Below are 24,599 nucleotides of genomic sequence, written 5' to 3'. Positions count from 1 at the left end.
CTGCACTCGCACACACGAACTGTTTTTACAGCTTCAAAATGATTGGCCAGACGCTTATGACTTCCAGCGTTCCGAGAGTCTGTAACTCGCGGTGCTGTGTCGCGCTGACTTGGATTAATGTACACACACCCCACACCAAACACAAACCCGCAGTTCAGTACGCATTTTCGCAGGGCGTTCTAGGCCTCCGAATCCAGCCCCAGATTCTCCTGGATTGACTCATGGGCCGTATCGAAGCGCCCGATCCCCCATCGCAGCGCTGCGAATACGAGCACTGTCACCACACCCACTGCTCCAAGGATTGCACCAACAGGCCCCAATAGGTCGATTCCAGCCTCATCAATCTCTTCAACCGAGACGATGATCACCGCCATCGCGACAGACATCAGCATGATGGCCAGCAGGCTGGCCACCCACCTCATCCATCCGCTGAAGCGGTTGCTCACCCAAAAGCTCACGATTACCACCGAGCCAAAGGCCATTGCCACTGTCGCTGCAACGAGCAGGGTCATCAGCAGGCCCTTCCCGCTTACGTGCAGTTCTAGATCGCCGACTCCTGGGAACAGAACGCTAAACAGCGCGAACTCCGCCGTTCCGATCAGCACCAACAGCCCCACTCCCGGCATCCACAAAGCAAGCCGCCCCATAGCCGTTGCGTACCAGCTGCGGCGATCGCCGGAGAGCACCAGCCAATTGCGCAAGCTCGAGTTCAGCGTCTCACCGAGGTAGTAGGCAGCCACCAGCAGAATCATCGCGGCCGGGTACAGCCACATCGCCCCACTAGCCGTTAGCCCTGAGGCGAACCAACCGATCACACCGACGACTATCGCGATGAGTCCAGCCAGGTGCATCCAAGCCATGAAGCCGTCGATCCGCCAGGCTGCAAGGTAGTTGAGCGCCGTGGGGTTGTTGCCCTTCTTTTCTTGTTGACGCCACCTCGTCTCCGCGTTAAACAATCCAGTCAACGCGGCCTTATCCGCTTGGGCGGTCTCGTCTTCCTCAGGATCGCTAGAGTCGCTCTTGGCGGCCTTGATGACCTCACTATTATCCCCGACACGTGCCAGAGCCCCGATGATGCTGGCCACATGCACGAGGAAGACGAATCCTAGGACAACCCTGAATGCCGGGATGTGCCAATCGAAGTTTTGCGCAACGACGTAGCCCAGCAGCATCGCGCCACAGACGACTGCCGATGTAACTGGCATAACTATCAGGAGGTTTCGGCGGATATCCGCCACGCTCATTCCCAGAGCGCGAAGCTGGGCCTTGTCCCACACTGCGGTGATCGGCTGCAGCCCCAGCGAAAGCCCAAATAGTAGGTATATCCCCAGCTTAAACCCGTTGATTTCTTCGCCGCCCATTGCGAAGAAGAGGATCAGCAAGATGAACACTGTGCTAAGACCTAGGTTCCCAGCTTTAGGCAGCAGCTGGCGCATGGCCAGTTTCCAGTGCGTTCCCCAGGGCAGGGGCCGGTAGGCGTTCTCCAAGGCTAGAACTCCCTTCCGGTCAGCGCTAGCACCGCCTGCTCCAGGTCCGCGCTGGTTACGCGAACCCCGCTGCCCTCAATGCGGGCGGCGAGATCCTGCACACTGTCGGTTCCCAGACCGTGAGTGTCAAGGACTACTCGGCGTAGCCCGGAGGACGTGGCGTCATTAAGAACAGAACCAGTGGCCCCAACCTCGCCGAGCGTGGCTTCGACTGCCGCGGCGGAACCAGAGAGGATCGCGATGCGTTCGGTGATGGCGTCGAGGGTGCCGACTCCCGTAATGCGGCCCTTGTCGAGGAGGACGACGGAATCGAGGATGCGAGCAGCGTCGTCGACGTGGTGGGTGGAGAGGATGAATGTGCGCGGGTTGCGCTCGACATCCTGCAGCAAGAGTTTGTAGAACAACTCGCGATTCTGGACGTCAAGGCCCAGGTAGGGCTCATCGAGGAGAGTGACGGGGCACTGCGCAGCCAGTCCAATAACGATCGAGACCAGGGACTTTTGTCCGCGCGAGAGCTTAGACAGGGGTTTGCGCGTATCGACCTCGAAGTCTTCGCAGAGCTGGTCCGCATAGCGCTGATCCCAGGTCTCCCAGCGGGCGGCAACCACATTGAGCAGCTGCTTGACCTTAATATCCGAAGGCCACGGCACATCGGGGCCAGAAAGGATCAAGCTATTAAGGACTGCGGTGTTGTCGTAGACCGGCTGGCCGCCAATGAGAACCTCGCCCTTGGCCCGCAGCTGGCCGGCAATCGTGCGCAGCAGAGTGGTCTTACCAGCGCCGTTGCGGCCGATAAGGCCATAGACGCGACCCCCTGGCAGGTGCGCCGTCACGCCATCAAGGGCGTGAGTGAAGCCGAGCCTGCGCCTGACATCACGCAGCTCGATATCGGGGGCGACGCCAGATGCTGCGTCGGGATACGTAGTGGCAATCATTCGTAGAGTCCTCGACTTTCTGCGACTTTGTCCATGAGGGTTTTTAACTGTGTGCGATTCATGCCCAACTTGGCGGCCTCGTCGACGAGGGGAACCAAGTAGCTGGCGGCGAAAGCCTCCTTACGTAGGGCCAGGATTCGCTCGCGGGCGCCGTGTTCAACGAACATTCCCACGCCTCGTTTCTTGGCCAACACGCCTTGATCGACGAGTAGCGCCAGCCCTTTTCTGGCAGTTGCGGGGTTGATGCTGTGAAATTCTGCGAGTTCATTTGTCGATGGTGCGCGTTCGCCCTCAGGAAGCGACCCATCCACGATCGCGTCCGCGATGAGGTCCGCGACCTGCTGAAAAAGCGGAGTAGACGATTCATTCATGGGACACCTCCTTCCGTGGGCTGTTTAACAAGCTCCCAGTGCGCTCTGCGCCTCAATGCATTCTCAACACACTTAGTTAGTTGGTTGATTACTTGTGTAACTAACTATACAACAAAGTTTTCAGGCATGCTAGAGGGAAAGAACATGCAAGAACTAGTTACGAACGAAACGAAAAGAGCAATGAACAATGTTGGAACGCACACAGGTCTATGTCGATACGTCTTACCTGCTAGCGAGCTTTTATAACTCCTGGGACACCGGGGCCCGCGCCCAGTTAGAGATCGACCTTCCGGAGGTTGTGGCGGTCCTCGGCCAAATGATCCAGGACCAACTAAAACAGCCCGTTCACCGGCAGTTTTGGTACGACGGCATCCCCGACTCCGGCCCTCACCGCTACCAGCGCTCGTTGCGTAGCGAGCCGGGCGTGCAACTGCGAGCGGGCCAGCTGATCGAATGGGGCGACCGCCGCACCCAAAAAGCAGTCGATACACGCCTGGTCGCGGACATCGTTATCGCCGCGATGAAGCGCCAGGTATCCGACATCGTGCTCGTTTCTGGTGACGCCGACATGCTGCCCGGTGTGGAAGAAGCCGTCGCGGCAGGCATCCGCGTGCACCTATATGGCTTCGGCTGGGATTCCATGTCCTCCGCTCTGCGCTTCGCCTGCGATACGACCACAATCCTGGATCCGCGCGAAGACTTCCGCGACACCATGCGCTTGCAGGTATTGGAAGGCCCTCTGCCGGCTGGCGAACAACCCGAACAACCCGAAAACAAGCCGCTGGGCGACGCGGAAGAGCCGGCGGATTCGAGTCCGTGCGTGCTCACCGCCGCCGATGCTCCCGGGGATGGGCCTGCCGATGAAAACTCAGCCAAGGAGGGCGCCGTCGGCAATGCGGACGCGACCGGACCCGCGGACTCGGCCAAACCACAGACTCCGGGTACTCCCCAGATTCCAGAACCAGTGCGCAGTGGCCCAGCCGCTACCTCCCGGGGCGCCACCCATCCGAGCGTGAACCAGGAGGCCACCCCAACCCCGGCAACCCAACCCGCCACGGAAACTGCAGCTGAGGCGGTGGATGCGGCCGAAGCTGCACAAAATGCAGACAGCGTACGACCCGCAGCGACGGAGCCCAGTACGTCGGCTGAGGCGGCGGCCGAGCCGGGCACGGCGGCGTCACAAAATAAGACGGCAGAAGCACAAGAAACAGAAGCACCCAAGCCGAAGCCGCGTCCGAACCCCGGCATGATGGCGCGCCACCGCAAGCTGCGCAGCCGCTACGTGCCGCTGCCGAACGAGGTGTGGGCGACCGCGGGCGAGCAGAGCCCGTCTGACATTGGCCAGCAATACGCGGTGTGGTGGTACGACAACGTGGCGAACGAGGAACAGCGCGACAACGCCCACCTGCTGTCGGGCGGCGGGCTGCCCCCGGAGATCGACCGGCCACTGCTGCAGTTTGCTTGCGAGACTCTGCACGAGTACACGCTCTCCGAAACACAGCGCGTGGGCCTGCGCGACGGATTCCACTCCGGAATTAGGGCAATCATGCTGCGCTGACTGAGCGGGGCGTGACGGACGCGACCCGCGCACACGGCTTCGGACAGCTGGGGTTGTCCGGGGCGTGTGCAAGAATGAAGCAATGAGCTCAAGTTCCGCCACGCAGGCTGATCGGACGGTTCCCTTCACCAAGGACGCGCTGTCCATCCGCCAAGCCCTCGTGCGCCTCGTTGTGACCGGTGCGCTTGCATTCGCCGGAACCACCCTGGGGTGGTACCTGATGGCGCACACGAACTTCCCCGCTTTTAACAATAGCTTCGTGCTGCGCGGACTAACTACCGCGGCCATCACCATCCTGGTCGTGCTCACCGGATTGGCCTGCTACTGGTGGGTCTACCCGGCGAAGTGGATGCTCAGCGGGCAGGCTACTGGTTCGCAGGGCAAGGGCGCGCGGAGCAAAGATGCGCGAGGTAAGGGCTTAGGTGCACGGGGATCGCAACGGCCAGCTCTGCGCGGGTGGGTCTCCGTCCTACTGCAGCTGATCATGCACCTTGCACCGGCCGTGCTGGTGCTGGCAGCGCTGGGTATCCCGCTGGCGGCAACCCAGCTTTACCTCGGCGGAATCAGCGTAGACCAGGCGTTTCGCACGCAGTTCCTCACCCGCATGACCAACCAGCTGGGCTGGGAGGACATGGCATACATCGACCAGCCTTCCTTCTACCCTGGCCTGTGGTTCTTCAGCGGCGGATTGTTCGCCCGCACCTTTGGCCTGGCCGGCTGGGTGGCAATGCAGCCCTGGGCGCTCATCACGATGGCGATGGCCGCCAGCATGCTGGTGCCGGTGTGGCAGCGCATCTGCGGTTCACTACCTATCGCCAGCGCACTGGCACTAGTGACCGTGACGGTTACCCTGACGGTCGGCGGCGATGAACCCTACGCGGCGATTGTGGCAATGGGCATGGCACCGGCGTTTGTCCTCGCCCGGCGCGCGCTGCACGGAGGGCGCGCCGCGCTCGTCGGATCCATCATCTATCTGGGGCTTTCGGCCAACCTTTATACGCTGTACACAGCCGCATCCGCCCTGACGGTAGTGGTACTCGCAGTAGTCGGCGCAGTTATGGTACGCGGCATCAAACCGCTGATCCGCCTGGTGGCAATCGGCGCCGGCTCCATCGCCATCGCCCTGCTGGGCTGGGCACCATACCTATGGAGCCTGGTCACCCAGACTCATGGATCCACCAGCACCGCGCAGCACTACCTGCCGGAAGTTGCCACACAGGTGCCCACCCCATTCTTCGAGTCTGCGGCCATTGGCATCCTCTCCATCATCGCGCTGATCTGGATGGTTTTCCGCCGTAAAGACGGCGACGTTCGCGCCCTGACGCTCGGCCTGCTCGTCTGCTACGCATGGGTGATCCTGTCGCTGCTGATGACGGTCTTCGGCACCACGCTGCTGGGCTTCCGCATGGCCGTACCAATCAGCATTATCCTCGCCGTTTCGGGCGTGCTGGCCATCGCAGATTGGCGACTGGTGCATGTTCCGCAGCTCACGGCTGCGGCGGGCCGCATGCCTAGGAACGGCGTACTGATTAGCCGCGTAATGGCTATCGTGATGGCCGTATGTGGCATTCACTATGCGACGCAGATCCCCTTCGAGCACGAGAACCACATCGACACCGCCTACACCGATACCGACGGCGATGGGAAACGTGCGGACAAGCTTCCGGGCGATTCCGCCGTGTACTACTCGCAGGTAGACGAGGTGCTCTCCGAGGAGCTCGGCGGCCGATCCGGCAAGGTGCTGCTCACGGACGAGAAGAGCTTCATGGCCTACTATCCGTACCACGCCTACCAGGCCTTTACCTCACACTATGCCAACCCGTTGGGCGACTTCGCTCGCCGTAACGAGGAGATCGAGGGCTGGAGCAAGATCACGGATCCCAAGGACCTGCTGGCTGCGATGGACAACGCAGAGAAAGCAAATGGGTGGAAGGCACCCGATGCGCTACTCATGCGCGGGCAGTTGGATTCCCCCGATAGCAGCGGTGACGGCGTCGACGACACCGACGGCGCTGACAGCACCACCGCCGACGGCACATTTACCTACCTGGTGGCAGATGACATCTACCCCAGCCAGCCGAACGTGCGTTTCCGCGCGATCCACTTCGACGCCTCCGCGTTCTCCGAGGGCTGGAATCTGCACCAGGTCGGACCGTTTGTCATCGCAGTGCGCCAGCGCTAGGTGAACACTGTAGGTGGCGTCACAAAAAGCTCCCTGAGTAACAGGAATTAACAGAAATCCCGGCGAATAGGCTAATTGAGTTCTGTGTTAGCCCGGCCGTGGCCTACAATTACCTGTTGTGTCTAAAGTTCAGCAGCCAACAGGGAAACTAAAGTTAGCGTCCATCGTCTCCGGCCTCATCGGCATGGTGATGTTCGTATCTTTGCCTTTCCTGCCTGTAAACCAGGTACAGTCCTCGTTCAACTGGCCTCAGGACGATGAACTCACTTCCGTCCAGGCGCCCCTGATCTCCTACGTCCCCCAAGACGTAGACATCACGGTTCCGATCCAGGAAGTGCGCAACCTGGATGAAGGTGCGACAAATGTCCTGTCCACCCTCCCGCCAGAATCCACAGAGGCCACCCTCCGCGGCTTGTTCGTCCGCTCCACCGACGACAACCTCGACGTGGTCGTGCGCAACGTCGTTCCGCTGTCCATCAACAAGGACGCCCTGCAGAAGCTGCCGGACGACGCGCAGCTGCGCATCACCTCCAACTACGAATCCACCCGCGCCTGGGTCCCGGACGCAGACAAGCACCTGGACTACGCGCTGGATTCCACCATCGATGCCGACGTTCGCCCCGCCCTCACCGGCATCTACACGGACATCAAGAACACGGAGAAGAACGCCAACAACACGATCGACGCGGGCTTCCAGGCACACGTCACCGTCGATTCGCGCTTTACCTCTTCCCCGTCGGCTATCAAGTACCTGGCCATCTTCGTAGGCATCATCGCCACCGCGATCGCCCTGTACTGCCTGTACCGCATCGATATCCTCGACAAGCGGACCACGTCCCGCCGCTTGTTCCACCGCAACTGGTGGAAGCCCCGACCGCTCGACGGCGTGGTCGGCTTCATCCTGCTGGCCTGGTACTTCGTCGGCGCCAACACCTCCGATGACGGTTACCTGCTGACCATGGCCAAGGTCTCCCACGAGTCCGGCTACATGGCCAACTACTACCGGTGGTTCGGCGTACCGGAATCCCCCTTCGGCTCGCCGTTCTACGACCTGCTGGCGCTGATGACGCAGATCTCTTCCGCATCCATCTGGATGCGCCTGCCCTCCTTGATCGCGGGCATCGTCACGTGGCTGGTCCTTTCCCGTGAGGTCATGCCGCGCCTCGGCGCCAAGATCAACCAGCGCCAAGTCGCCCACTGGACCATGGCGGCGACATTCCTGCTGTTCTGGATGACCTTCAACAACGGCACGCGCCCGGAGCCGATCATCGCCGTGCTCTCCCTGCTGGCTTGGGTCTCCTTCGAACGCGCCATCGCCACCCACCGCCTGCTACCCGCCGCGGTCGGCACGATCATCGCCACCCTGGCGCTGGGAGCGGGCCCGACTGGCCTGATGGCCGTCTCGGCCCTGCTGGCCTCCCTGGGCGCGCTGATTCGCATTCTCACCCGCCGCCTGCCTCTGTTGGGCGCACCGAAGGGTGCCCCGAAGAAGACGGTCATTGCGGCCATCCTGGCGCAGATCGCGCCGTTCCTGGCCGCCGGCACCGCGATCCTCACGGCTGTGTTCGCAGACCAGACGCTGCGCACCGTCACCGAGGCCATCAAGCTGCGCGGAGAAATCGGCCCGTCTATGCAGTGGTTCGAGGAGTTCCGTCGCTACGAAGCCCTCATGGAGCAGACCGTCGACGGCAGCTTCCCGCGCCGCTTCACCATGGTCATGCTGTTCTTCTGCATTGGCATCGTCGTGGCTGCCATGCTGCGCAACGGGCGCATCACCGGTGCCGCTAAGGCTCCGTCCACCCGCCTGTTGCTGATCATTCTGGGCACGCTGTTCTTCATGACGTTCACGCCCACCAAGTGGACCCACCACTTCGGCGTGTTCGCGGGTATCGGTGCTGCGCTGACGGCTCTAGCAGCCGTTGCCGCCTCGCGATTCGCGCTGCAGACCAGGCGCAACCAACTGCTGTTCCTGGGCTCTACCCTGATGCTGTTCGCCTTCACCCTCGCCGGCCCGAACGGTTGGTGGTACCTGTCCTCCTACGGCGTGCCGTGGTGGGATAAGCCGGTGCAGCTCTCTGGTATCACCGCTAGCACCGTGATGCTTGCTGTATCTGTCGTGGTTCTTTTCTGGGGTGTGATCGTTGGCTTTCTTGCGGACGCCAAACGCGCCCGTGCCACCACCGAATCGGAAGTGGCAGATCTTGAACGGGCCGAGACTAAGAAGCTCCACCAGTTCCGCGGCCTGACGGCCGCGCCAATCGCCGTGCTGACGGCCTTCACGGTCGTGTTCACCCTGGCCTCCCTGACGAAGGGCATGGTCAGCCAGTGGCCCGCCTACTCCGTGGGCAAGGGCAACATGATGGCTCTCACGGGCCAGACCTGTAACCAGGCTGCGGATGTTCTGGTGGAAACCAACACCAACGACTCCTTCCTCCAGCCTGCCGACGGTAGCTCCCTGAAGGAATCCCTGACCAGCGGCGGGGGTCGCGGCTTCGAGCCGAACAACATCCCCGCCAAGATCGACTCCAAGTCCACCGGCGACTCCCAGGCCACGGTGGGCTCTTCCGACCAGTTCCGTAGCGAGGATTCCGGCTCCGACGACACGAACGCTTCCTCTGACCAGGGAGACACGCAGAATGCGGCGTCACAAGATAGGGCAACGAACAAGTCCGAGGAAGAGACGAGCAGCAGTGACCGCAATGACGGCGGCGACGCATCCGGCACCACCGGCGGCCTGAAGGCCACCAAGGGCGTGAACGGATCTTATGCCGTGCTGCCGTTCGGAATTGACGCGAACAAGGTGCCAGTGGTCGGCTCGTACACCGAGGGCCTGCAGACGCCCGCAAACACTACGACCAGCTGGTACAGCCTGCCGGAGGATCGCGAGGGCCTGCCGCTGCTGGTATTCAGCGTGGCCGGGCAGGTCGGACACTTCGACATGGACGGCATCTTCAAGTACGGCCAGGAGATCAAGGTCCAGTTCGGCAAGTCCGGAGGTTCCAAGAAGGCTGAGGACTTTGAGGTGCTCGGCGAGCAGATTCCGCTGGATCCGGGCTACGCGCCCGAGTGGCGTAACCTGCGCATCCCGATGGACCAGGTGCCGGAGGATGCGGACTCGGTGCGCATTGTGGCGAACGATCCGAACCTGACGCCTACGCAGTGGATTGCCATTACGCCGCCGCGCGTGCCGGAGATGGAGTCGCTGAACGACTACGTGGGCTCCGAAGCACCGACACTGCTGGACTGGACCATCGCTTTCCAGTTCCCGTGCCAGAAGCCGTATGACCACTGGGCAGGTGTGGCAGAGGCAGCAGAGTTCCGCATTTCGCCGGACCACGACGTGCGCAGCAACCACACGCCGGTGATGGACTACTCCGGCGGTGGCTCCTACGGGCTGGTGCAGATGACCTCGCAGGCCGAGGAGGTACCGACCTACCTGCAGGACGACTGGCAGCGGGACTGGGGTGTGCTGGACAAGCTGACCCCGTTCCCGAATGCGAACGGCGATAAGCCGAAGCCGGTGAAGCTGGATACGGAGACGGATAAGCGCTCTGGCCTCTGGTACAACGGGCCGATGAAGTTCTCGGACTAGGTTCCGCAGGGCCGGCCACTGAGCAGGGCTGGGCGGGGTGGTGATCTACCATCCCGCCCTTTTTCATGCCTTGGTCCCCCTTCATGCCCTGGCACTTATGCATGCCCCTAGGAGCCCTGCAGCCTCCACGGTCTGAGGACTCCCCAGCCGCATGCCGCGGTGCCCCGTTGCCGCAGTGCCCCGATCCTCCGATGCCGCAGTGCCGCGATGCATCGGCGGATGCCTCGCGCTAGGGGGACGATGTCCCAAATCTTCCACTTTCAACGAGTAGCGCCTTTGCAGCAAAAATTTGCACCGCTCTGACCTGCGTAAATAGATGGTTATAAAAACAGAGTGGAAAATTTGGGACATTCCCCGGTTGCAGCTCGCCGAGACAGGGGTGCGCGACCGCGGAAAGGCGCAAGAGCGTGGGGTGCGAGCAAGAGCGAGACAGGGGTGCAAGAGCGGGATAGGGATGCAAAAAGCGCCGCCCGGTCAGGGCGACGCTTCTCTCTTTTAGCCGCTAGCTCCCTAGCGCGGAAGCACCATGCGCTTAGTTCGCAGCGGGAGCCGGGGCTGCCGGCGGAACCGGAGCGGCCGGGGCCTGGCCTGCAGCGGGGGCCTGGCCAGCGGCCGGCGCGGCGGCAGCATCCGTCGGCGCGGAGCCGTCCGGGTTCGCGGACTTGGCGGCGTCGGCCAGCTCAGCGAAGGCATTCGCGTCGGGCTGAACCTCGCCGTTCTCCAGCTTGGCGTTCCAGTTGGAAATACCGCCGAACTGCTGCAGCAGGCTCAGAACCTGGCCGATGTTCACCGTGCCGCCCTGGTCGCCAGCGCCCGGTGCGTAGCCCTGGATCAGCTTCAGGATGGCCTCGACCGGCAGCTTGTTACCGCCAGCGTTGAACTCCTTCAGTGCGCCGGACAGTGCGGTGTAGGCAGTCAGAATCTCCTGGGCAGTCTTCACGGAACCGGTTGCCTGGGCACCCTGATCCGGGCCGCCAGCGGATCCTGCGACCTGTGCCGGATCCATGCCCTGCAGCTGCTGCTTACCCTGAGTCAGCAGAACGTCCGGGGACACGCGGCCACCGATAACGCCCAGCAGCTGCATCATGAAGTCGGATGCCAGCGGGACATTCACCCCGGTGGCGTGCTCAATCTTGTTGGCGATCTCGGCCTCGCCTTCAACGGCAGGACGCATCGGATCCATCGCCTCGGAAGCCTGGCCTGCAGCGGTATCCGCAGGCATGCCGGATGCCAAGGCGTTCAGGGCAGCGTCGTCACCGTAGTACTTGTTCAGGTCCACCTGGGTCTGCACGCCGTTAACGCGACCAGAGCCGGAGTACTGCCAGAAGGTGACATGGTCCCAACCGCCCGGGATCTTATCCGGCAGGGTGTCGCGGTAGTAGGCCAGCCACAGCGGGTACTCGGAGAACTCAGTGGTATTGGCCATGCGCTGGATCCAGAAGCTGTAGTAGGTGTAGATGATCGGATCGCGGCCGGTCTGAACCTTGATCTCGTCAATCCACTCGCGGACCCAGTTCTGCAGCTGAGTCGGGTTCAGACCCTCGTGCTCCTCCAGGTCCAGAACCGGAGGCAGCGAGGGCTGCACGCCGGTAGCCAGAACGCTGGCGTAGTGGCGAGCCTCGGCACGCGGGTTGCCGCTGCCCGGGCGGGCGTAGTGGTAGCTACCCGGAACCAGGCCAGCCTGCTGGGCCTTCGCGGAGTCCGTGGTGAACGCCGGGTTGGTGTAGGACGTGCCCTCGGTCGCCTTCACGAAGACGAAGGACTGGCCGGACTGCTTCACGGCAGTCCAGTCGATTGCTGCGCCACCGGGGTGCTGGTGGGAGGCAACGTCGATGCCATTCAGCGCCCACGAGGGGACGGGAACAACATCGGTGGCGACGAGCGCTGCCACCGTCAAAGCGGAGCCAGCGAGTGCCGTTGCGGTGAGGCGTTTCGGTACGGACGTGCGCGTGGAGCGACGCCATGGCAGTGAAATCATGAATCACACCATACCCAAGAACCACACATTTCACATCATTCACATCAACCCCATGGGGCACATCTTTCACCCTATGAAACCATTGGCCAGGAAATCCCTGCTCAAGCCCTTGTGTGATTTTCGTCACACTCGCTGATATATCGCCACAGCTGGGCAAACACCGCGCTTTTTCCACCGCAGAAACTCCACACTCGTCCACACAATCGCCCATACTGCGAGCGCCGCCAGCGCCACCCAGACAAAGCCCATCCACAGCAGCTGGAACACCGGCGACACATCTAGCCAGCGAATATTCCACGCAAAATGCGTCAAGAAGCCAAGACCGCCCCACAGCACGACCGCCCCCAGGCGCCAGGCGACACCGCGCGGCTTCCCCGCTTTCGCTCCCACGAACATCGCCAGGCCGATCCCATAGCCGACCAGCGCGCTGAACATCATGTGCTTGGCAGGTCCGGCAATCACGCGCACGAGGTACGTCGACAAGGCTCCTTGCATGTCAGACACCGGATCCATCACCGCCAGCATCATCGCGTACATCATGTTCTCGAAGACCTCGAAACCCAGCCCCACCAGCAATCCGGCGATAATGCCGTGCCACGGGCGGTTCCACCAAGCGCGCCCCATCCACAGCAGAAGCCAGATGCCCAGACCCTTAGCGATCTCCTCCGGGTAGGCGCCTCCAAAGCTGGCCGTCAGCCCGTGCCAGCCCAGCTTGTCTACGGTGCTCACCACCGGTGGCTGAATCACCACCGCCGCCAGCACCACGGAGGCCGCCCCACCCCACAGCACTGCCAGCGCAACCAGCCGTTTGGGTGTGCCCCTATATATCGGCAGCGCCCACACCAACAGCAGCGCTCCCGCCAGGTGCAGCGCGCCGATCAGCAGCACCAGCCCCAGCGTCGGACTCACCGTTGAGGGGTTATTGCCGATCAGCAGAAACCCGGACATCACGAGGCTCGGAACCACCAGCAACCAGTACGCCGCCAGCCAGCCGTCGCGGAATAGTCGCAGTTTCGGCCGCTGCTGGGGCGGATGCTTCAAGTGAAACTCTAGTGGCACCTCGAACACGCGGTAGTTGCGCACCTTAAACATCGGATTCACCTGCGCTTTCTGCGTTGTCGTCCAAGCTGACGCCGCGCACGAACTCGTCGATCTCTTCTAACTGCTTTCTGATTGACGCCGACTTCACCGGCATCTGCACCACCACTATCGGGGCCGTGCCGTCGGGTTCGAGGCTGTGCTCCAGTTCGCTATTGGGCTCCCCGCCGGCGCCATTGTCCGCACCGGCACCAGCATCCGCGCCCTCTTCTGGAACCGCATCCGGATCCTTCACGAACGCAACCGCCACGAATCGCTTCTCCCCCAGCTTGTAGGTATCCGTCACGCGCAGTTGCTTGACATGCATCTGCTTCAACTGCTCCCGGTTTTCCTCCGAGATCTTGCCCAGCACGTCGATCGACTGCAGGTTCACACCGTCCTGGAAAACTATCGCACGCACGGCGCGGTTCACGGCCTGCGAGATGGGTTCCTCGCCGCCTTTCACGTCCACACCCGATAGGCCGGTCACTCCGTAGCTTTCTCCATCGCAATCCAATTCCATCACTCCGGGGCGCCCCAGGCCGGGCGAATCGTGGCATTCCTCCAGGGAGGCAAACCGCAGTGGCCACTCGGAATAGGTGAGGACCGAGTCCGCCATCCCTTCCGCGACGGTCAGGGATTGGGGCTCGTCTTCCAGGGTGGCGTCCACAATAAAAACGCCCCCAACCAGCAACAACAGTGTCCCTAAAAGATAGGCCGAATACGCACCGCGGCGCTTCGGACTGGTCGGTGCGGGGCGATACGTGGTCGACGGGGCGGGCTTGGCAGGCTTTGCGGGTGGCGCGGGGCGGGCTGGCACCGGAGGAACCGGAGCCATCGGTCGCTGTGGCTGGCGGGCTGGTCGCCCCTGTGACGGACGCTGCGGCGGGCCCTGTGGCGCGGGATGATGGAACATACGCCATAGCCTAACCATTGTGCGGGACACCCTGTCCGCGGCGGTGTCTAAGGTGGTGTGCATGGTAGAAAACAACGCTGCAAAAACTAACGCTGTAGAAATCCCGGACGACATCTCCGAGGCCGCGCCGCAGAACCAGGCCGGCGAGGCCACCCAGCCTTCGCCGGCGCAGGACCTGTACCGGCACGTCAACGGCGCCTGGCTGGCGACCCACAAGATCCCCAGCGACCGCCCCGTCGACGGCACCTTCCACCAGCTGCGCGACCTCGCCGAGCAGGAGGTTCGCGAGATCGTAGAGGCCGCCGCCACCGACGAGCCGAACGGCCGAGTGGGCGCCCTGTACTCCTCTTTTATGGACGTGCAGGGCATCGCCGCCGCGGGTCTGGCCGGCCTGCGGGAGCCGTTGGGTCTTATTAGTGACGCCACCTCGGTCAGCGACCTGGCCAAGGTGCTCGGCAGGCTCGATATGGAGGGCACCGGTGGTGTTGCGGGGTATTGGATCGAAAAGGATTCCAGCCAGGACATTCAGCGCGCCTACCTGGTGCAGACCGGGCTGGGTCTGCCGGATGAGGCGTACTACCGGGAGGAGCAGCACGCGCCGACCCGCGAGGCCTATCGCGAGTTCGTAGAGGACATGCTGGGGCTGGTCAGCGAACTGGAGCTGCCCGGAAAGTATGCGGATGCGGGCGCGGCTGCGGCGGCGGATGCGATCTGCGCTTTCGAGACCGAGCTGGCGCACGGGCACTGGGACAACGTGGCCAGCCGCGATGCGGAGAAGACTTATAACCCGACAAAGGTCGAGGATCTGCCGACGGGCTTCCCTTTCCGCGAGTGGCTGGCGGCCACGGGCATGGATACGCAGAGCGCGGGCGGGGGCACGATCGTGGTGTGCCAGCCCAGCTACCTGGAGCACGTCGCGACAATGGCCACCGGCGGAGGCGAAAACCCGCAGTTCAGCGGCCTGGATGAGTGGAAGCTGTGGGCCTACTGGCGGGTGATCTTGAGCAGCGCGGCATACCTGCCGACGGAGGTGAACCTGCGGAACTGGGAGTTCTACGGGCGGACCCTGTCCGGCGCTACGGAGCAGCGGGCGCGGTGGAAGCGCGGCGTCGCGCTGGTCGAAGGTGCCGTAGGCGAGGAAGTCGGCAAGAAGTTCGTCGCCGAGCACTTCCCGCCGGAGCACAAGCAGAAGATGCTGGAGCTGGTGGACTACCTGATCGCCGCCTACCGCGAGCGCATCAGCGAACTGGCCTGGATGACCCCCGCGACGCGCGAAAAGGCACTGGCGAAGCTGGAGAAGTTCGAGGCGAAGATCGGCTACCCGGATAAGTGGCGTGACTTCGACGGCCTGGAATTCGGCTCCACAGGCGCGGATCTGCTGGCGAACGTGCGGGCGGCCAGCCGCTTCAACCACAACTACGAGGTCTCGAAGCTGGGCAAGCCCAGCGACAACGAGACCTGGTTCACCACCCCGCAGACGGTGAATGCGTTCTACAACCCGGTGAAGAACGACATCACCTTCCCGGCGGCGATCCTGCGCCCGCCGTTCTTCGACCCGGCGGCGGACATGGCCGGCAATTTCGGCGCCATCGGCGCGGTGATTGGCCACGAGATCGGCCACGGCTTCGACGACCAGGGGTCGAAGTACGACGGCGACGGAAACCTGAACTCCTGGTGGACCGAGGAGGACCGCGAGGCCTTCACCGCGCTGACCGACAAGCTGGTGGCCCAGTACGATGGCCTGGTGCCGACGGGCCTGCGCCAGCGCGGCATCACCGAGCACACCGTTAACGGCAGCTTCACCCTGGGCGAGAATATCGGTGACCTCGGCGGATTGGGAATCGCCATCGTGGCCCTGCGCCGCTACCTGGCGGACCAGGGGAAGACCTTCGAGACGGCGGAGAAGCTGCCGGTCGAGGGGCTGGTGGATGCCGAGGGCAACCCGGACACCGCCGAGTACACCGCCCTGCAGCGCGTGTTCCTGCGCTGGGCGCGGATCTGGCAGACCGCGATCCGCCCGCAGATGGCGGCTCAGTACGCCTCCATCGACCCGCACTCGCCGGCGGAGTTCCGCTGCAACGTGGTCTCCAGCAACATCGCGGAGTTCTACGAGGCCTTCGACGTCTCCGAGGGCGACGGAATGTGGCTCGCCGAGGACGAGCGCGTCTGCATCTGGTAGCAGCGCCCGCCAGCCCGGCGCGCTAGAACGCCTGGAAGTTCTCCGGGGCCAGCAGGTCCGGCTCGTGCACGTCCTCGTCGGGGACGAACTCCTCAATCTCGCAGAGGTTCACCAACGCACCCGTCGGATCCTCGATGGTGGCCATGCGTCCAAACTCGGATTCCCAAACCGGGCGGATCACCTTTCCGCCCAGCTCCGGTGTGCTGGCGATGGCGGCGTCCACGTCCGCCACGCCCAGGTAAACGGTCCACATCCCCGGCACCTCCAGCTTGGAGGTATCCCACAGACCAACCACTGCCGCGCCGTCGAACTCGCCGGTGGCATAGCGGAACTCCTCATCCCCTGAGCCATCTCCTGCGCCATCCCCCGCAGCCCTAATGTCCCAGCCCGCCAGCTCGTGGTAAAACTCCAGCGTCGTATCCCAGTTCTGCGCCACCATGAGCTCGAACCACACCGGGGTGCCGGGCTCGCCCGCGGCGATCAACGCATGCTCGTCCGCGGGATTGCGCAGGCCGACCGTGGCCCCCGACGGGTCGACGATGACGGCCATGTCGCCACGGTCGCCCAGGTCCTGCGGCTCCAGCACGGACTTCGCCCCCGCCTGCACGGCCTTGTCGTGCGCCTGCTGCACGTCCGGGGTGTACAGCAGCACTCCCCACACGGACTGGTTGCCCTCCGGGACCTGCGCGATGCCCGCCACCGGCATGCCTTGCTTCTTCGCCACGGCGTAGCCATCGGAGACCTGCTCGAACTCCCAGCCCAGCAACTCGCTGTAGAACTTCTCCGCCCCTGCCGCATCGGTGCTGGCTAGGTCCAGCCATACGGGCATTCCGGGCTGAGCGATCATTGCGGGCATGGTTCCTCCACTGCTCTTTCTTGTGTTCTTGCTTGTGCTCTTGTTGGGGGCTAACTGTTGTTTTTTATTGACGCCACCCGGCCTCCACCGGCCAGGCATTCAGCTAACGCTAGATCGCGTTATCCTCGCGGACGTCTTCCAGGCTGACGTTGCGCCACATCTCCGGATCGAAGTCATCGTCCGCGGTGGACTCGTCGAAGTATTCCCCGAGGTCATCGTCGGACTCCGTTCCATTCGCAGCAGCGCCAGCACCCGCCGCGCCGCTCGCGCCAACCACCACGGCTCCCGCCAGCACGTCGCCAGTGTCCGCATCCACCAGGGTCACCTCGTCGCCCGGGCGCAGCGCCTTGCCGCGGCGGGTATCCACCGCGCCGTTGACCTGCACAACCCCAGCGGCGATGGCCTCCTTGGCCTCCCCACCGGTCTCCACCAGGTTCGCCAGTTTGATGAACTGCCCCAGCTTGATTTCGGAATCGCGAATGCTGACCTCTGGAAACTCCATGCGCCTCAGTCTAGCGGGCTTTAGCTACCCATCAGCATCTGCACGCCCTCGAAGGCCAGGAAGGCGCCCAGCACGACGAAGATCACGCCGGCCACCATTTCGATGAAGGGGTTGATCCGCTGGATCTTCTCCGCTCCCGCGGCCACCGCCAGGGCGAATCCGCAGAACCACGCCACACCCACGACAGTCATCAGAACCAGTACCAGCAGCCGGTCCAGCAAGGACACGTCCACCGGGATGAACTGCGCGAACACCGAACCGAAGAACAGCAGCGCCTTGGGGTTGGAGAGGTTCGTCGCAAGCCCCAGGCGCCAAGAGGAGAAGTCCCCCAGCGGTGCGCGCGCCGTAGCCTGCGCTCCACCCTCGGCCGTTGGGGCGCGGGTGGCGTCACTAAGAGGCACAGTGGGTAAGACTGCCCGGGCGCGCCAATCCGCGTATCCGGAACGGAACGCGCCCTGGCCCATGTAGATCAGAAAACAGCCGCCGAACAGGTACAACACTGTCAGGATCCACGGGAAGGCCGCGATCAGCGCGGCCAGGCCCAGCATTGTGACCACCGGCCACAGCACATTGCCCGTGCAGATTCCCAGCGCCGCGAACACCGCCGAGCGGCGCGAACGGGCACCCAAACGAATGAGCTGCACGGTGTCCGGGCCTGGCATCGTAATGGCCAGCACCCAGGCACCGAGCAGCCCTAGGTAAGCGGCTAGGCTCAAGCCTGCATCGCCACGTCAGTCGGGTTGATCGGGCGCGGCAGGGCGGTCTCGCCCATCAGCTCGCGGTCCAGCTCCGCGGCGGCGGAACGGCCCTCGGAGATGCCCCACACGATCAGGGACTGGCCACGGCCCGCGTCGCCGGCGACGAACACCGGAATATCCGCGAACTCAGCGTTGGTGGGCTGGGCGCGGAAGGTGTCGTCGCGCTCGAGGCGGCCGCGCTCGCCGATCTGCAGGCCCAGGTCCCGCACCACCGGGGTCTCCTCGACGGAGACGAAGCCCATCGCCAGCAGCACCAGGTCGGCATCCATCTCGAAGTCGGACTCCGGGATGTTCTCCAAGCCGTTCTCGCCAAAGCGGCACTCGGCGCCCTTCAGGCCGGTGACCTTCTCGCCGTCGCCGGTGATCTCCACCGTGTTGATGGAGTAGCGGCGGATGCCCAGCTCGTCGCCCGGCTGGCGCTCGGCCAGGCCCAGGGCGGCGATCTCGTCGGCGGACTCGTTGCCGGTCACGCGGTACTCACCCTCCTCGTGGGCGGACGCCACGCGCCAGATGCGCGGGTAGGTCGGCCACGGGGTGGAGGCACCTCGGGTCTTCGGCGGCTTCGGGGTGATGTCGAACTGGGAAACCGAGATGGCGCCCTGGCGCAGCGCGGTGCCGAAGCAGTCGGTACCGGTATCGCCACCGCCGATGATCACCACGCGCTTGCCCTTGGCGTTGATGGTGGATACCTCGCGGTCGCCTTCGCAGACCTTGTTGGCCTCCGGCAGGTACTCCATCGCCTGGTAGACGCCCTTCAGGTCGCGGCCCACGACGGGCAGATCGCGGCCAACGGTGGAGCCGATGGCGACGATCACGCCGTCGAACTCCTTCAGCTGCTCACCGGTCGGCGAGGTGTTGACGACGAACTTCGTGCCCTCGGCCTCCATCTGCTCCAGACGGCGGTCGATCCACTTCTTTTCCATCTTGTACTCGGGCACGCCGTAGCGCATCAGGCCACCGATGCGGTCTGCGCGCTCGAAGACGGTGACGTCGTGGCCCGCGCGGGTCAGCTGCTGCGCGGCTGCCAGGCCGGCCGGGCCGGAGCCCACGACAGCCACGCGCTGGCCGGTCTTGAAGCTCGGCTTGATCGGCTTGACCCAGCCTTCCTTCCAGGCGTGCTCAACGATGGTGTACTCGACGGTCTTGATGTTCACCGGGTCGTCGCCGATACCCAGCACACATGCGCCTTCGCAGGGTGCGGGGCACAGACGGCCGGTGAACTCCGGGAAGTTGTTGGTGGCGTGCAGGCGGTCGTAGGCCTCGCGCCAGTTGCCCTTGCGCACCAGGTCGTTCCACTCGGGGATGATGTTGCCCAGCGGGCAGCCATCGTGGCAGAACGGGATGCCGCAGTCCATGCAACGGCTGGCCTGGGTCTGCACCTTGTCGTCGGAGAAGTCTTCGTAGACCTCGTTCCAATCCAGCAGGCGCAGCGGGACGGGTCGGTGTGCCGCCGACTCGCGGCGGTGCTTCAGAAATCCGCGTGGATCAGCCATTTACTTCACTTCCTCCATGATTGCGGCGGCGATGCCGTCGTTGTCCAAGCCTTCGGCTTCGGCTCGTGCGATCGTCTTGAGCACGCGCGCGTAGTCGCGGGGCATGACCTTGATCAGATCCGCGGCGTTTACCTCCACGGTAGATCCGGTCAGGTCGCGGTGGGTCTGGATCGTCTGCTCGACCCAGCGCAGTTCTTCCTCGTCAGTGATCTTTTCGATGTCGACGAGTTCGGTGTTGATTCGGTCGGTGACGCCACTACCGTCATCCACCAGGTAAGCAATGCCACCGGACATGCCGGCTGCGAAGTTGTTGCCGATCTTGCCCAGGACGATGACGCGGCCACCCGTCATGTACTCACAGCCGTGGTTGCCCACGCCCTCGACGACGGCGGTCAGGCCGGAGTTACGCACGCAGAAGCGCTCGCCCACGGTGCCGCGGATGAACATTTCGCCCTGCACGCCACCGAAGCCCAGCACGTTGCCGGCGATGACGTCGCTGGTCGTATCCTCCGCCGCGTGGTTGGCGGCCGGGCGGATGACAATGCGGCCGCCAGACAGGCCCTTGCCCACGTAGTCGTTGGCGTCACCGTTAAGGGTGAGCGTCATGCCGTGGGTGGCGAAAGCACCGAAGGAGTTACCTGCGGAGCCCGTGAACTGCAGGTTCACAGTGTCCTGCGGCAGGCCATCGCGGCCGGCAACGCGAGAGATCAGCGAGCCGGTCATGGTGCCAACGGTGCGGTTGACGTTGGTGATCGGGTAGCTGAGGTCGATCGAGATGTCCTCGCCCGCAGCGGCGCGGCGAATCGTGTCTTGCGCATCAGAACGGATCTGGTTGTCCAGCGCCTTGTCCAGCGAGTGGTCCTGCTCCTTGGTGCGGTGCAGGTCCTGGTGCATGAAGGGGCTGTCCGGCCGAGCGAAAATGGGCGCCAGGTCCAGCTTGCCCGCGGTCTTGTGATCGACTTCCATCTCGCCGCCGGTCAGGCACTCGGAGTGGCCCACGGCCTCTTCCAGGGTGCGGAAGCCCAGCTCGGCGAGGTATTCGCGGACCTCTTCGGCGATGAACTTGAAGAAGTTCACCACGTGCTCTGCCTGGCCCGTGTAGCGCTTTCGCAGCTCCGGGTTCTGGGTTGCCACGCCCACCGGGCAGGTATCCAGGTGGCAGACGCGCATCATGATGCAGCCGGAGACCACCAGCGGGGCGGTGGCGAAGCCGAATTCCTCGGCGCCCAGGAGGGCTGCCACCATCACGTCGCGGCCGGTCTTCAGCTGGCCGTCACACTGCACGGTAATGCGGTCGCGCAGGCCGTTCATGAGCAGGGTCTGCTGGGTCTCGGCCAGGCCGAGCTCCCACGGGCCACCCGCGTGCTTCAGCGAGGTCAGCGGGGAGGCGCCGGTGCCGCCATCGTGGCCGGAGATCAGCACCACATCCGCGTGTGCCTTGGACACACCGGCGGCGACCGTGCCCACGCCCTGCTCGGCGACGAGCTTGACGTGGATGCGGGCATCCGGGTTGGCGTTCTTCAGGTCGTGGATCAGCTGCGCCAGGTCCTCGATGGAGTAGATGTCGTGGTGCGGGGGCGGGGAGATCAGGCCCACGCCCGGGGTGGTCACACGCACCTCGGCGATCCAGGGGTACACCTTGCTCGGCGGCAGCTGGCCACCCTCGCCCGGCTTCGCACCCTGGGCCATCTTGATTTGGATGTCCGTGCAGTTGTTTAGGTAGTGGCTGGTCACGCCGAAGCGGCCGGAGGCCACCTGCTTGATGGCGGAACGCTTCCAATCGCCGTTCGGCTCCGGCTCGAAACGGGCCGGATCCTCGCCACCCTCACCGGAGTTGGACATGCCCTTCAGACGGTTCATGGCGATCGCCAGGGTCTCGTGCGCCTCGGCGGAGATAGAACCGTAGGACATCGCACCGGTGGCGAAGCGCTTCACGATCTCGCTGACCGGCTCGACCTCCTCGATCGGGATCGACGGGCGGTTGGACTTGAACTTGAACAGGCCACGCAGCGTAGCCAGACGCTCGGACTGCTTGTCGACCTTGTCGGTGTACTCCTTGAAGATGCGATACTGGCCGGTGCGGGTCGCGTGCTGCAGCTTGAATACGGTCTCGGGGTTGAACAGGTGGTATTCGCCCTCGCGGCGCCACTTGTACTCGCCGCCGATCTCGAGCTCGCGGTGCGCCTGCTCTTCGGGGCGAGGCAGGAATGCCGCGCGGTGGCGCTTGGCCACGTCGTCAGCGATCTCGTCCAGACCGATGCCGGAGATGGGGCTGAAGGCGCCGACGAAGTACTCGTCGAGCAGGCTCTGGTGCAGGCCCACCACGTCGGCCAGCTGGGAGCCGCGGTAGCTCGCCACCGTGGCGATGCCCATCTTGGACATGACCTTCTGGATGCCGGCGGTCGCGGCCTTGATGTAGTTTTCCTCGGCTTCTTCTGCGGTGACGCCCACTCGCCCGTCGTTGGCCATCTCATTAACGGTCTCGAGAGCCATGTACGGGTTGATGGCATCCGCACCGAAGTTGATGAGCATGGCCAGGTGGTGCACCTCGCGGGCTCCGCCGGACTCGATCACCAGCGATGCACGGGTGCGCGTCTTCTCCTGCACCATGTGGTGGTGCACGGCGCTGGTCAGCAGCAGCGACGGGATCGGGGCGTAGCGCTCGTCGGACTCGCGGTCGGAGAGGATCAGGATGGTCGCGCCATCCTCGATCGCCTCGGTGACCTGGCGGCGAATGCGGTTGATGGCCTCGCGCAGCCCCTTGCCGCCGTGGGCGACGGAGTACAGGCCCGGGATGCGCACAGCCTTGAAGGCGCTCAAGTCCACGCCGGAGCCTGCGGCCTCGGCGTTCTCCGCCGCATTCGCCAGGTTGGCCAGCGTCTGGTTACCCAGAATCGGGCTGTCCAGGTGGATACGGTGGGCGGCGTCCGGACCGGGGTTAAGAACATCCGCCTGCGCACCCAGCTGGGTGAACATGCTGGTGACCATCTTCTCGCGGTAGCTATCCAGCGGCGGGTTGGTCACCTGCGCGAAACGCTGCGCGAAGAAGTCGTACAGCAAGCGCGGGCGGTCGGATAGGGCGGCGATCGGGGTATCGGTACCCATCGAGCCGATACCCTCGGCACCCTTGTCGGCCATGGGGCGCAGCAGGGTCTCGAGGTCTTCCTCGGTGTAGCCGAAGACCCGCTGGCGCAGGACGATGCGCTCGTGGTTCATGTCGATCGGCTCGGCGGTCGGCAGGTCGGACTCGCGGACCAGGTTTTCTTCTACCCACTGCTGGTAGGGCTGGTCGGCCAGCGCCTGCTTGATCTCCTCGTCCTCGACTACGCAGCCGCGAGCGGTGTCGACCAGGAACATCTTGCCCGGCTCCACGCGGGTGCGCTTAACGATCTCGCTGTCTGGGATGTCCAGCACGCCGGCCTCGGAAGCCATGACGACGAGGCCGTCCTTGGTGATCCAGATGCGTCCCGGGCGCAGACCGTTGCGGTCCAGGGTGGCGCCGATGAGAGTGCCGTCGGTGAAGGTGATGGCGGCCGGGCCGTCCCAAGCCTCCATGAAGCTGGAGTGATACTCGTAGAACGCGCGGACCTGCGGGTCGATGTGCGGGTTGCGCTCCCACGCCTGCGGAACCATCATCAGCACGGCGTGCGGCAGGCTGCGGCCGGCCAGGTGCAGCAGCTCCAGGGCCTCGTCGAAGCGGCCCGTATCCGAACCCTCCGGGTCACAGATCGGCAGTACGCGGTCCAGGTCGCCCAGCACCTCGGAGCGCAGCTGGGATTCGCGAGCGCGCATCCAGTTCTCGTTACCGCGGACGGTGTTGATCTCACCGTTGTGAGCAACCAGGCGGTAGGGGTGCGCCAACGGCCAGGACGGGAAAGTGTTGGTGGAGAAGCGCGAGTGCACGATGGCCAGCGCGGACTCCATGCGCTCGTCCTGCAGATCCAGGTAGAACTCCCGCAGCTGCGGGGTGGTCAGCATGCCCTTGTAGACGACGGTCCGGGAGGACAGGGAGGGGAAGTATACGGTGTCTCCACCAGACCCCTCGCCTGCGCCCTTGGTACCTAGTTCACGTTCTGCACGCTTGCGGACGAAAAAGGCGCGACGGTCGAGCTCGAGCCCCTCGAGGGGGGAGCCGTCGGCGTCAACACCAGAGATAAAGAGCTGGTGGAACAGCGGCTCGGCGTCGCGCGCGATGGCGCCCAGGCTCGAGTCGTCGACGGGCACGTCGCGCCAGCCGATGAGGTTCAGGCCCTCTTCCTTCACGATGGCCTCGACGGCACGTACCGCGTCGAGCGCGGCCATGCGGGAGTTCGGCAGGAAGGCGATGCCGGTGGCGTACTGGCCGGCCGGCGGCAGGGTGATGTCCTGCTTGGCCATCTCCTCCCGGTAGAAGCGGTCGGGGACCTGGATGAGGATGCCGGCGCCGTCGCCGGTGTTCTTTTCCGCTCCAGCTGCGCCGCGGTGATCCAGGTTCACCAGGGCCTGGATGCCCTTGTCCACAATGTCGCGTGTCGCGCGGCCGTGCATGTCAGCCACGAAGGCGACACCACACGCATCATGCTCAAACTGGGGGTCGTAAAGACCCTGGCGTGCAGGGTAGTTTTTCATGATTTACGGCCTAACTTTCGTCACAAGTACTGCATTTGCATATGCGAATAAAGTTGCAATCGGACCGCCGGTCTGGTGGTGACGTGAGTCTCCTCCAAGAAACAGCT

General features: G+C 63.9%; 15 protein-coding genes. 4 read left to right on the top strand and 11 right to left on the bottom strand.

Annotated features, from left to right (window positions below):
* Nucleotides 1-179: 179 nt before the first annotated feature.
* The 3 genes from L8V00_RS08740 to L8V00_RS08730 all read right to left on the bottom strand — a co-directional run bounded on the left by L8V00_RS08740 (nt 180) and on the right by L8V00_RS08730 (nt 2,793).
* Nucleotides 180-1,391: an ABC transporter permease gene (locus tag L8V00_RS08740; protein ID WP_237746290.1), complete on the bottom strand. Its 1,212-nt coding sequence runs from the start codon at nt 1,389-1,391 to the stop codon at nt 180-182.
* Between the two features lie 98 nt (nt 1,392-1,489).
* On the bottom strand, nt 1,490-2,422 hold the full coding sequence (locus L8V00_RS08735; RefSeq protein WP_269944772.1) for an ATP-binding cassette domain-containing protein: 933 nt from the start codon (nt 2,420-2,422) through the stop codon (nt 1,490-1,492).
* Nucleotides 2,419-2,793 (bottom strand): GntR family transcriptional regulator, encoded by a 375-nt coding sequence (locus L8V00_RS08730; protein WP_005292749.1) that lies wholly within the window; start codon nt 2,791-2,793, stop codon nt 2,419-2,421. The genes L8V00_RS08735 and L8V00_RS08730 overlap by 4 nt, the downstream gene beginning before the upstream one ends.
* 187 nt (nt 2,794-2,980) lie before the next feature.
* On the opposite strand from L8V00_RS08730, the gene L8V00_RS08725 reads away from it, so the two are divergent.
* The 3 genes from L8V00_RS08725 (at nt 2,981) to L8V00_RS08715 (ending at nt 10,125) form a co-directional block, all read left to right on the top strand.
* Nucleotides 2,981-4,351: an NYN domain-containing protein gene (locus tag L8V00_RS08725; protein WP_269944771.1), complete on the top strand. Its 1,371-nt coding sequence runs from the start codon at nt 2,981-2,983 to the stop codon at nt 4,349-4,351.
* Nucleotides 4,352-4,433: 82 nt separating this feature from the next.
* Complete coding sequence (locus L8V00_RS08720) at nt 4,434-6,533, top strand: galactan 5-O-arabinofuranosyltransferase (protein ID WP_269944770.1); 2,100 nt, start codon at nt 4,434-4,436, stop codon at nt 6,531-6,533.
* Between the two features lie 118 nt (nt 6,534-6,651).
* Nucleotides 6,652-10,125 carry an arabinosyltransferase domain-containing protein gene (locus L8V00_RS08715; protein ID WP_269944769.1) on the top strand — a complete coding sequence of 1,158 codons (3,474 nt, stop codon included), beginning with the start codon at nt 6,652-6,654 and terminating at the stop codon, nt 10,123-10,125.
* Nucleotides 10,126-10,657: 532 nt separating this feature from the next.
* On the opposite strand, the gene L8V00_RS08710 is transcribed toward L8V00_RS08715, so the two are convergent.
* The 3 genes from L8V00_RS08710 to L8V00_RS08700 all read right to left on the bottom strand — a co-directional run bounded on the left by L8V00_RS08710 (nt 10,658) and on the right by L8V00_RS08700 (nt 14,096).
* Entirely contained in the window at nt 10,658-12,103 is a 1,446-nt protein-coding gene (locus L8V00_RS08710) for a glycoside hydrolase family 25 protein (RefSeq protein ID WP_049050641.1), read from the bottom strand.
* A 123-nt stretch (nt 12,104-12,226) separates the two neighbouring features.
* Nucleotides 12,227-13,195 (bottom strand): PrsW family intramembrane metalloprotease, encoded by a 969-nt coding sequence (locus L8V00_RS08705; protein WP_269944777.1) that lies wholly within the window; start codon nt 13,193-13,195, stop codon nt 12,227-12,229.
* Nucleotides 13,188-14,096: a hypothetical protein gene (locus L8V00_RS08700; protein WP_269944768.1), complete on the bottom strand. Its 909-nt coding sequence runs from the start codon at nt 14,094-14,096 to the stop codon at nt 13,188-13,190. The genes L8V00_RS08705 and L8V00_RS08700 overlap by 8 nt, the downstream gene beginning before the upstream one ends.
* A gap of 61 nt (nt 14,097-14,157) precedes the next feature.
* Between L8V00_RS08700 and L8V00_RS08695 the strand changes: the two genes are divergently transcribed.
* Nucleotides 14,158-16,275 carry a M13 family metallopeptidase gene (locus tag L8V00_RS08695; RefSeq protein ID WP_269944767.1) on the top strand — a complete coding sequence of 706 codons (2,118 nt, stop codon included), beginning with the start codon at nt 14,158-14,160 and terminating at the stop codon, nt 16,273-16,275.
* Between the two features lie 22 nt (nt 16,276-16,297).
* Here the strand turns inward: L8V00_RS08695 and L8V00_RS08690 are convergent, their stop codons facing one another.
* The 5 genes from L8V00_RS08690 to gltB all read right to left on the bottom strand — a co-directional run bounded on the left by L8V00_RS08690 (nt 16,298) and on the right by gltB (nt 24,492).
* Nucleotides 16,298-17,131 (bottom strand): VOC family protein, encoded by an 834-nt coding sequence (locus tag L8V00_RS08690; RefSeq protein WP_269944766.1) that lies wholly within the window; start codon nt 17,129-17,131, stop codon nt 16,298-16,300.
* 109 nt (nt 17,132-17,240) lie between these two features.
* Nucleotides 17,241-17,633, bottom strand: coding sequence for an RNA-binding S4 domain-containing protein (locus tag L8V00_RS08685; RefSeq protein WP_269944765.1), 393 nt, complete (start codon nt 17,631-17,633; stop codon nt 17,241-17,243).
* A gap of 20 nt (nt 17,634-17,653) precedes the next feature.
* Entirely contained in the window at nt 17,654-18,349 is a 696-nt protein-coding gene (locus L8V00_RS08680; RefSeq protein WP_269944764.1) for a LysE family translocator, read from the bottom strand.
* Nucleotides 18,346-19,884 (bottom strand): glutamate synthase subunit beta, encoded by a 1,539-nt coding sequence (locus tag L8V00_RS08675; RefSeq protein ID WP_269944763.1) that lies wholly within the window; start codon nt 19,882-19,884, stop codon nt 18,346-18,348. Before L8V00_RS08675 ends, L8V00_RS08680 begins: the two co-directional genes overlap by 4 nt.
* Nucleotides 19,885-24,492 (bottom strand): glutamate synthase large subunit, encoded by a 4,608-nt coding sequence (gltB, locus tag L8V00_RS08670; RefSeq protein ID WP_269944762.1) that lies wholly within the window; start codon nt 24,490-24,492, stop codon nt 19,885-19,887.
* Nucleotides 24,493-24,599: the final 107 nt, after the last annotated feature.

This window comes from Corynebacterium evansiae (assembly GCF_027570065.1).
Taxonomy (GTDB): Bacteria; Actinomycetota; Actinomycetes; order Mycobacteriales; family Mycobacteriaceae; genus Corynebacterium; species Corynebacterium evansiae.
This window is presented reverse-complemented; position numbering and strand designations above follow the sequence as displayed.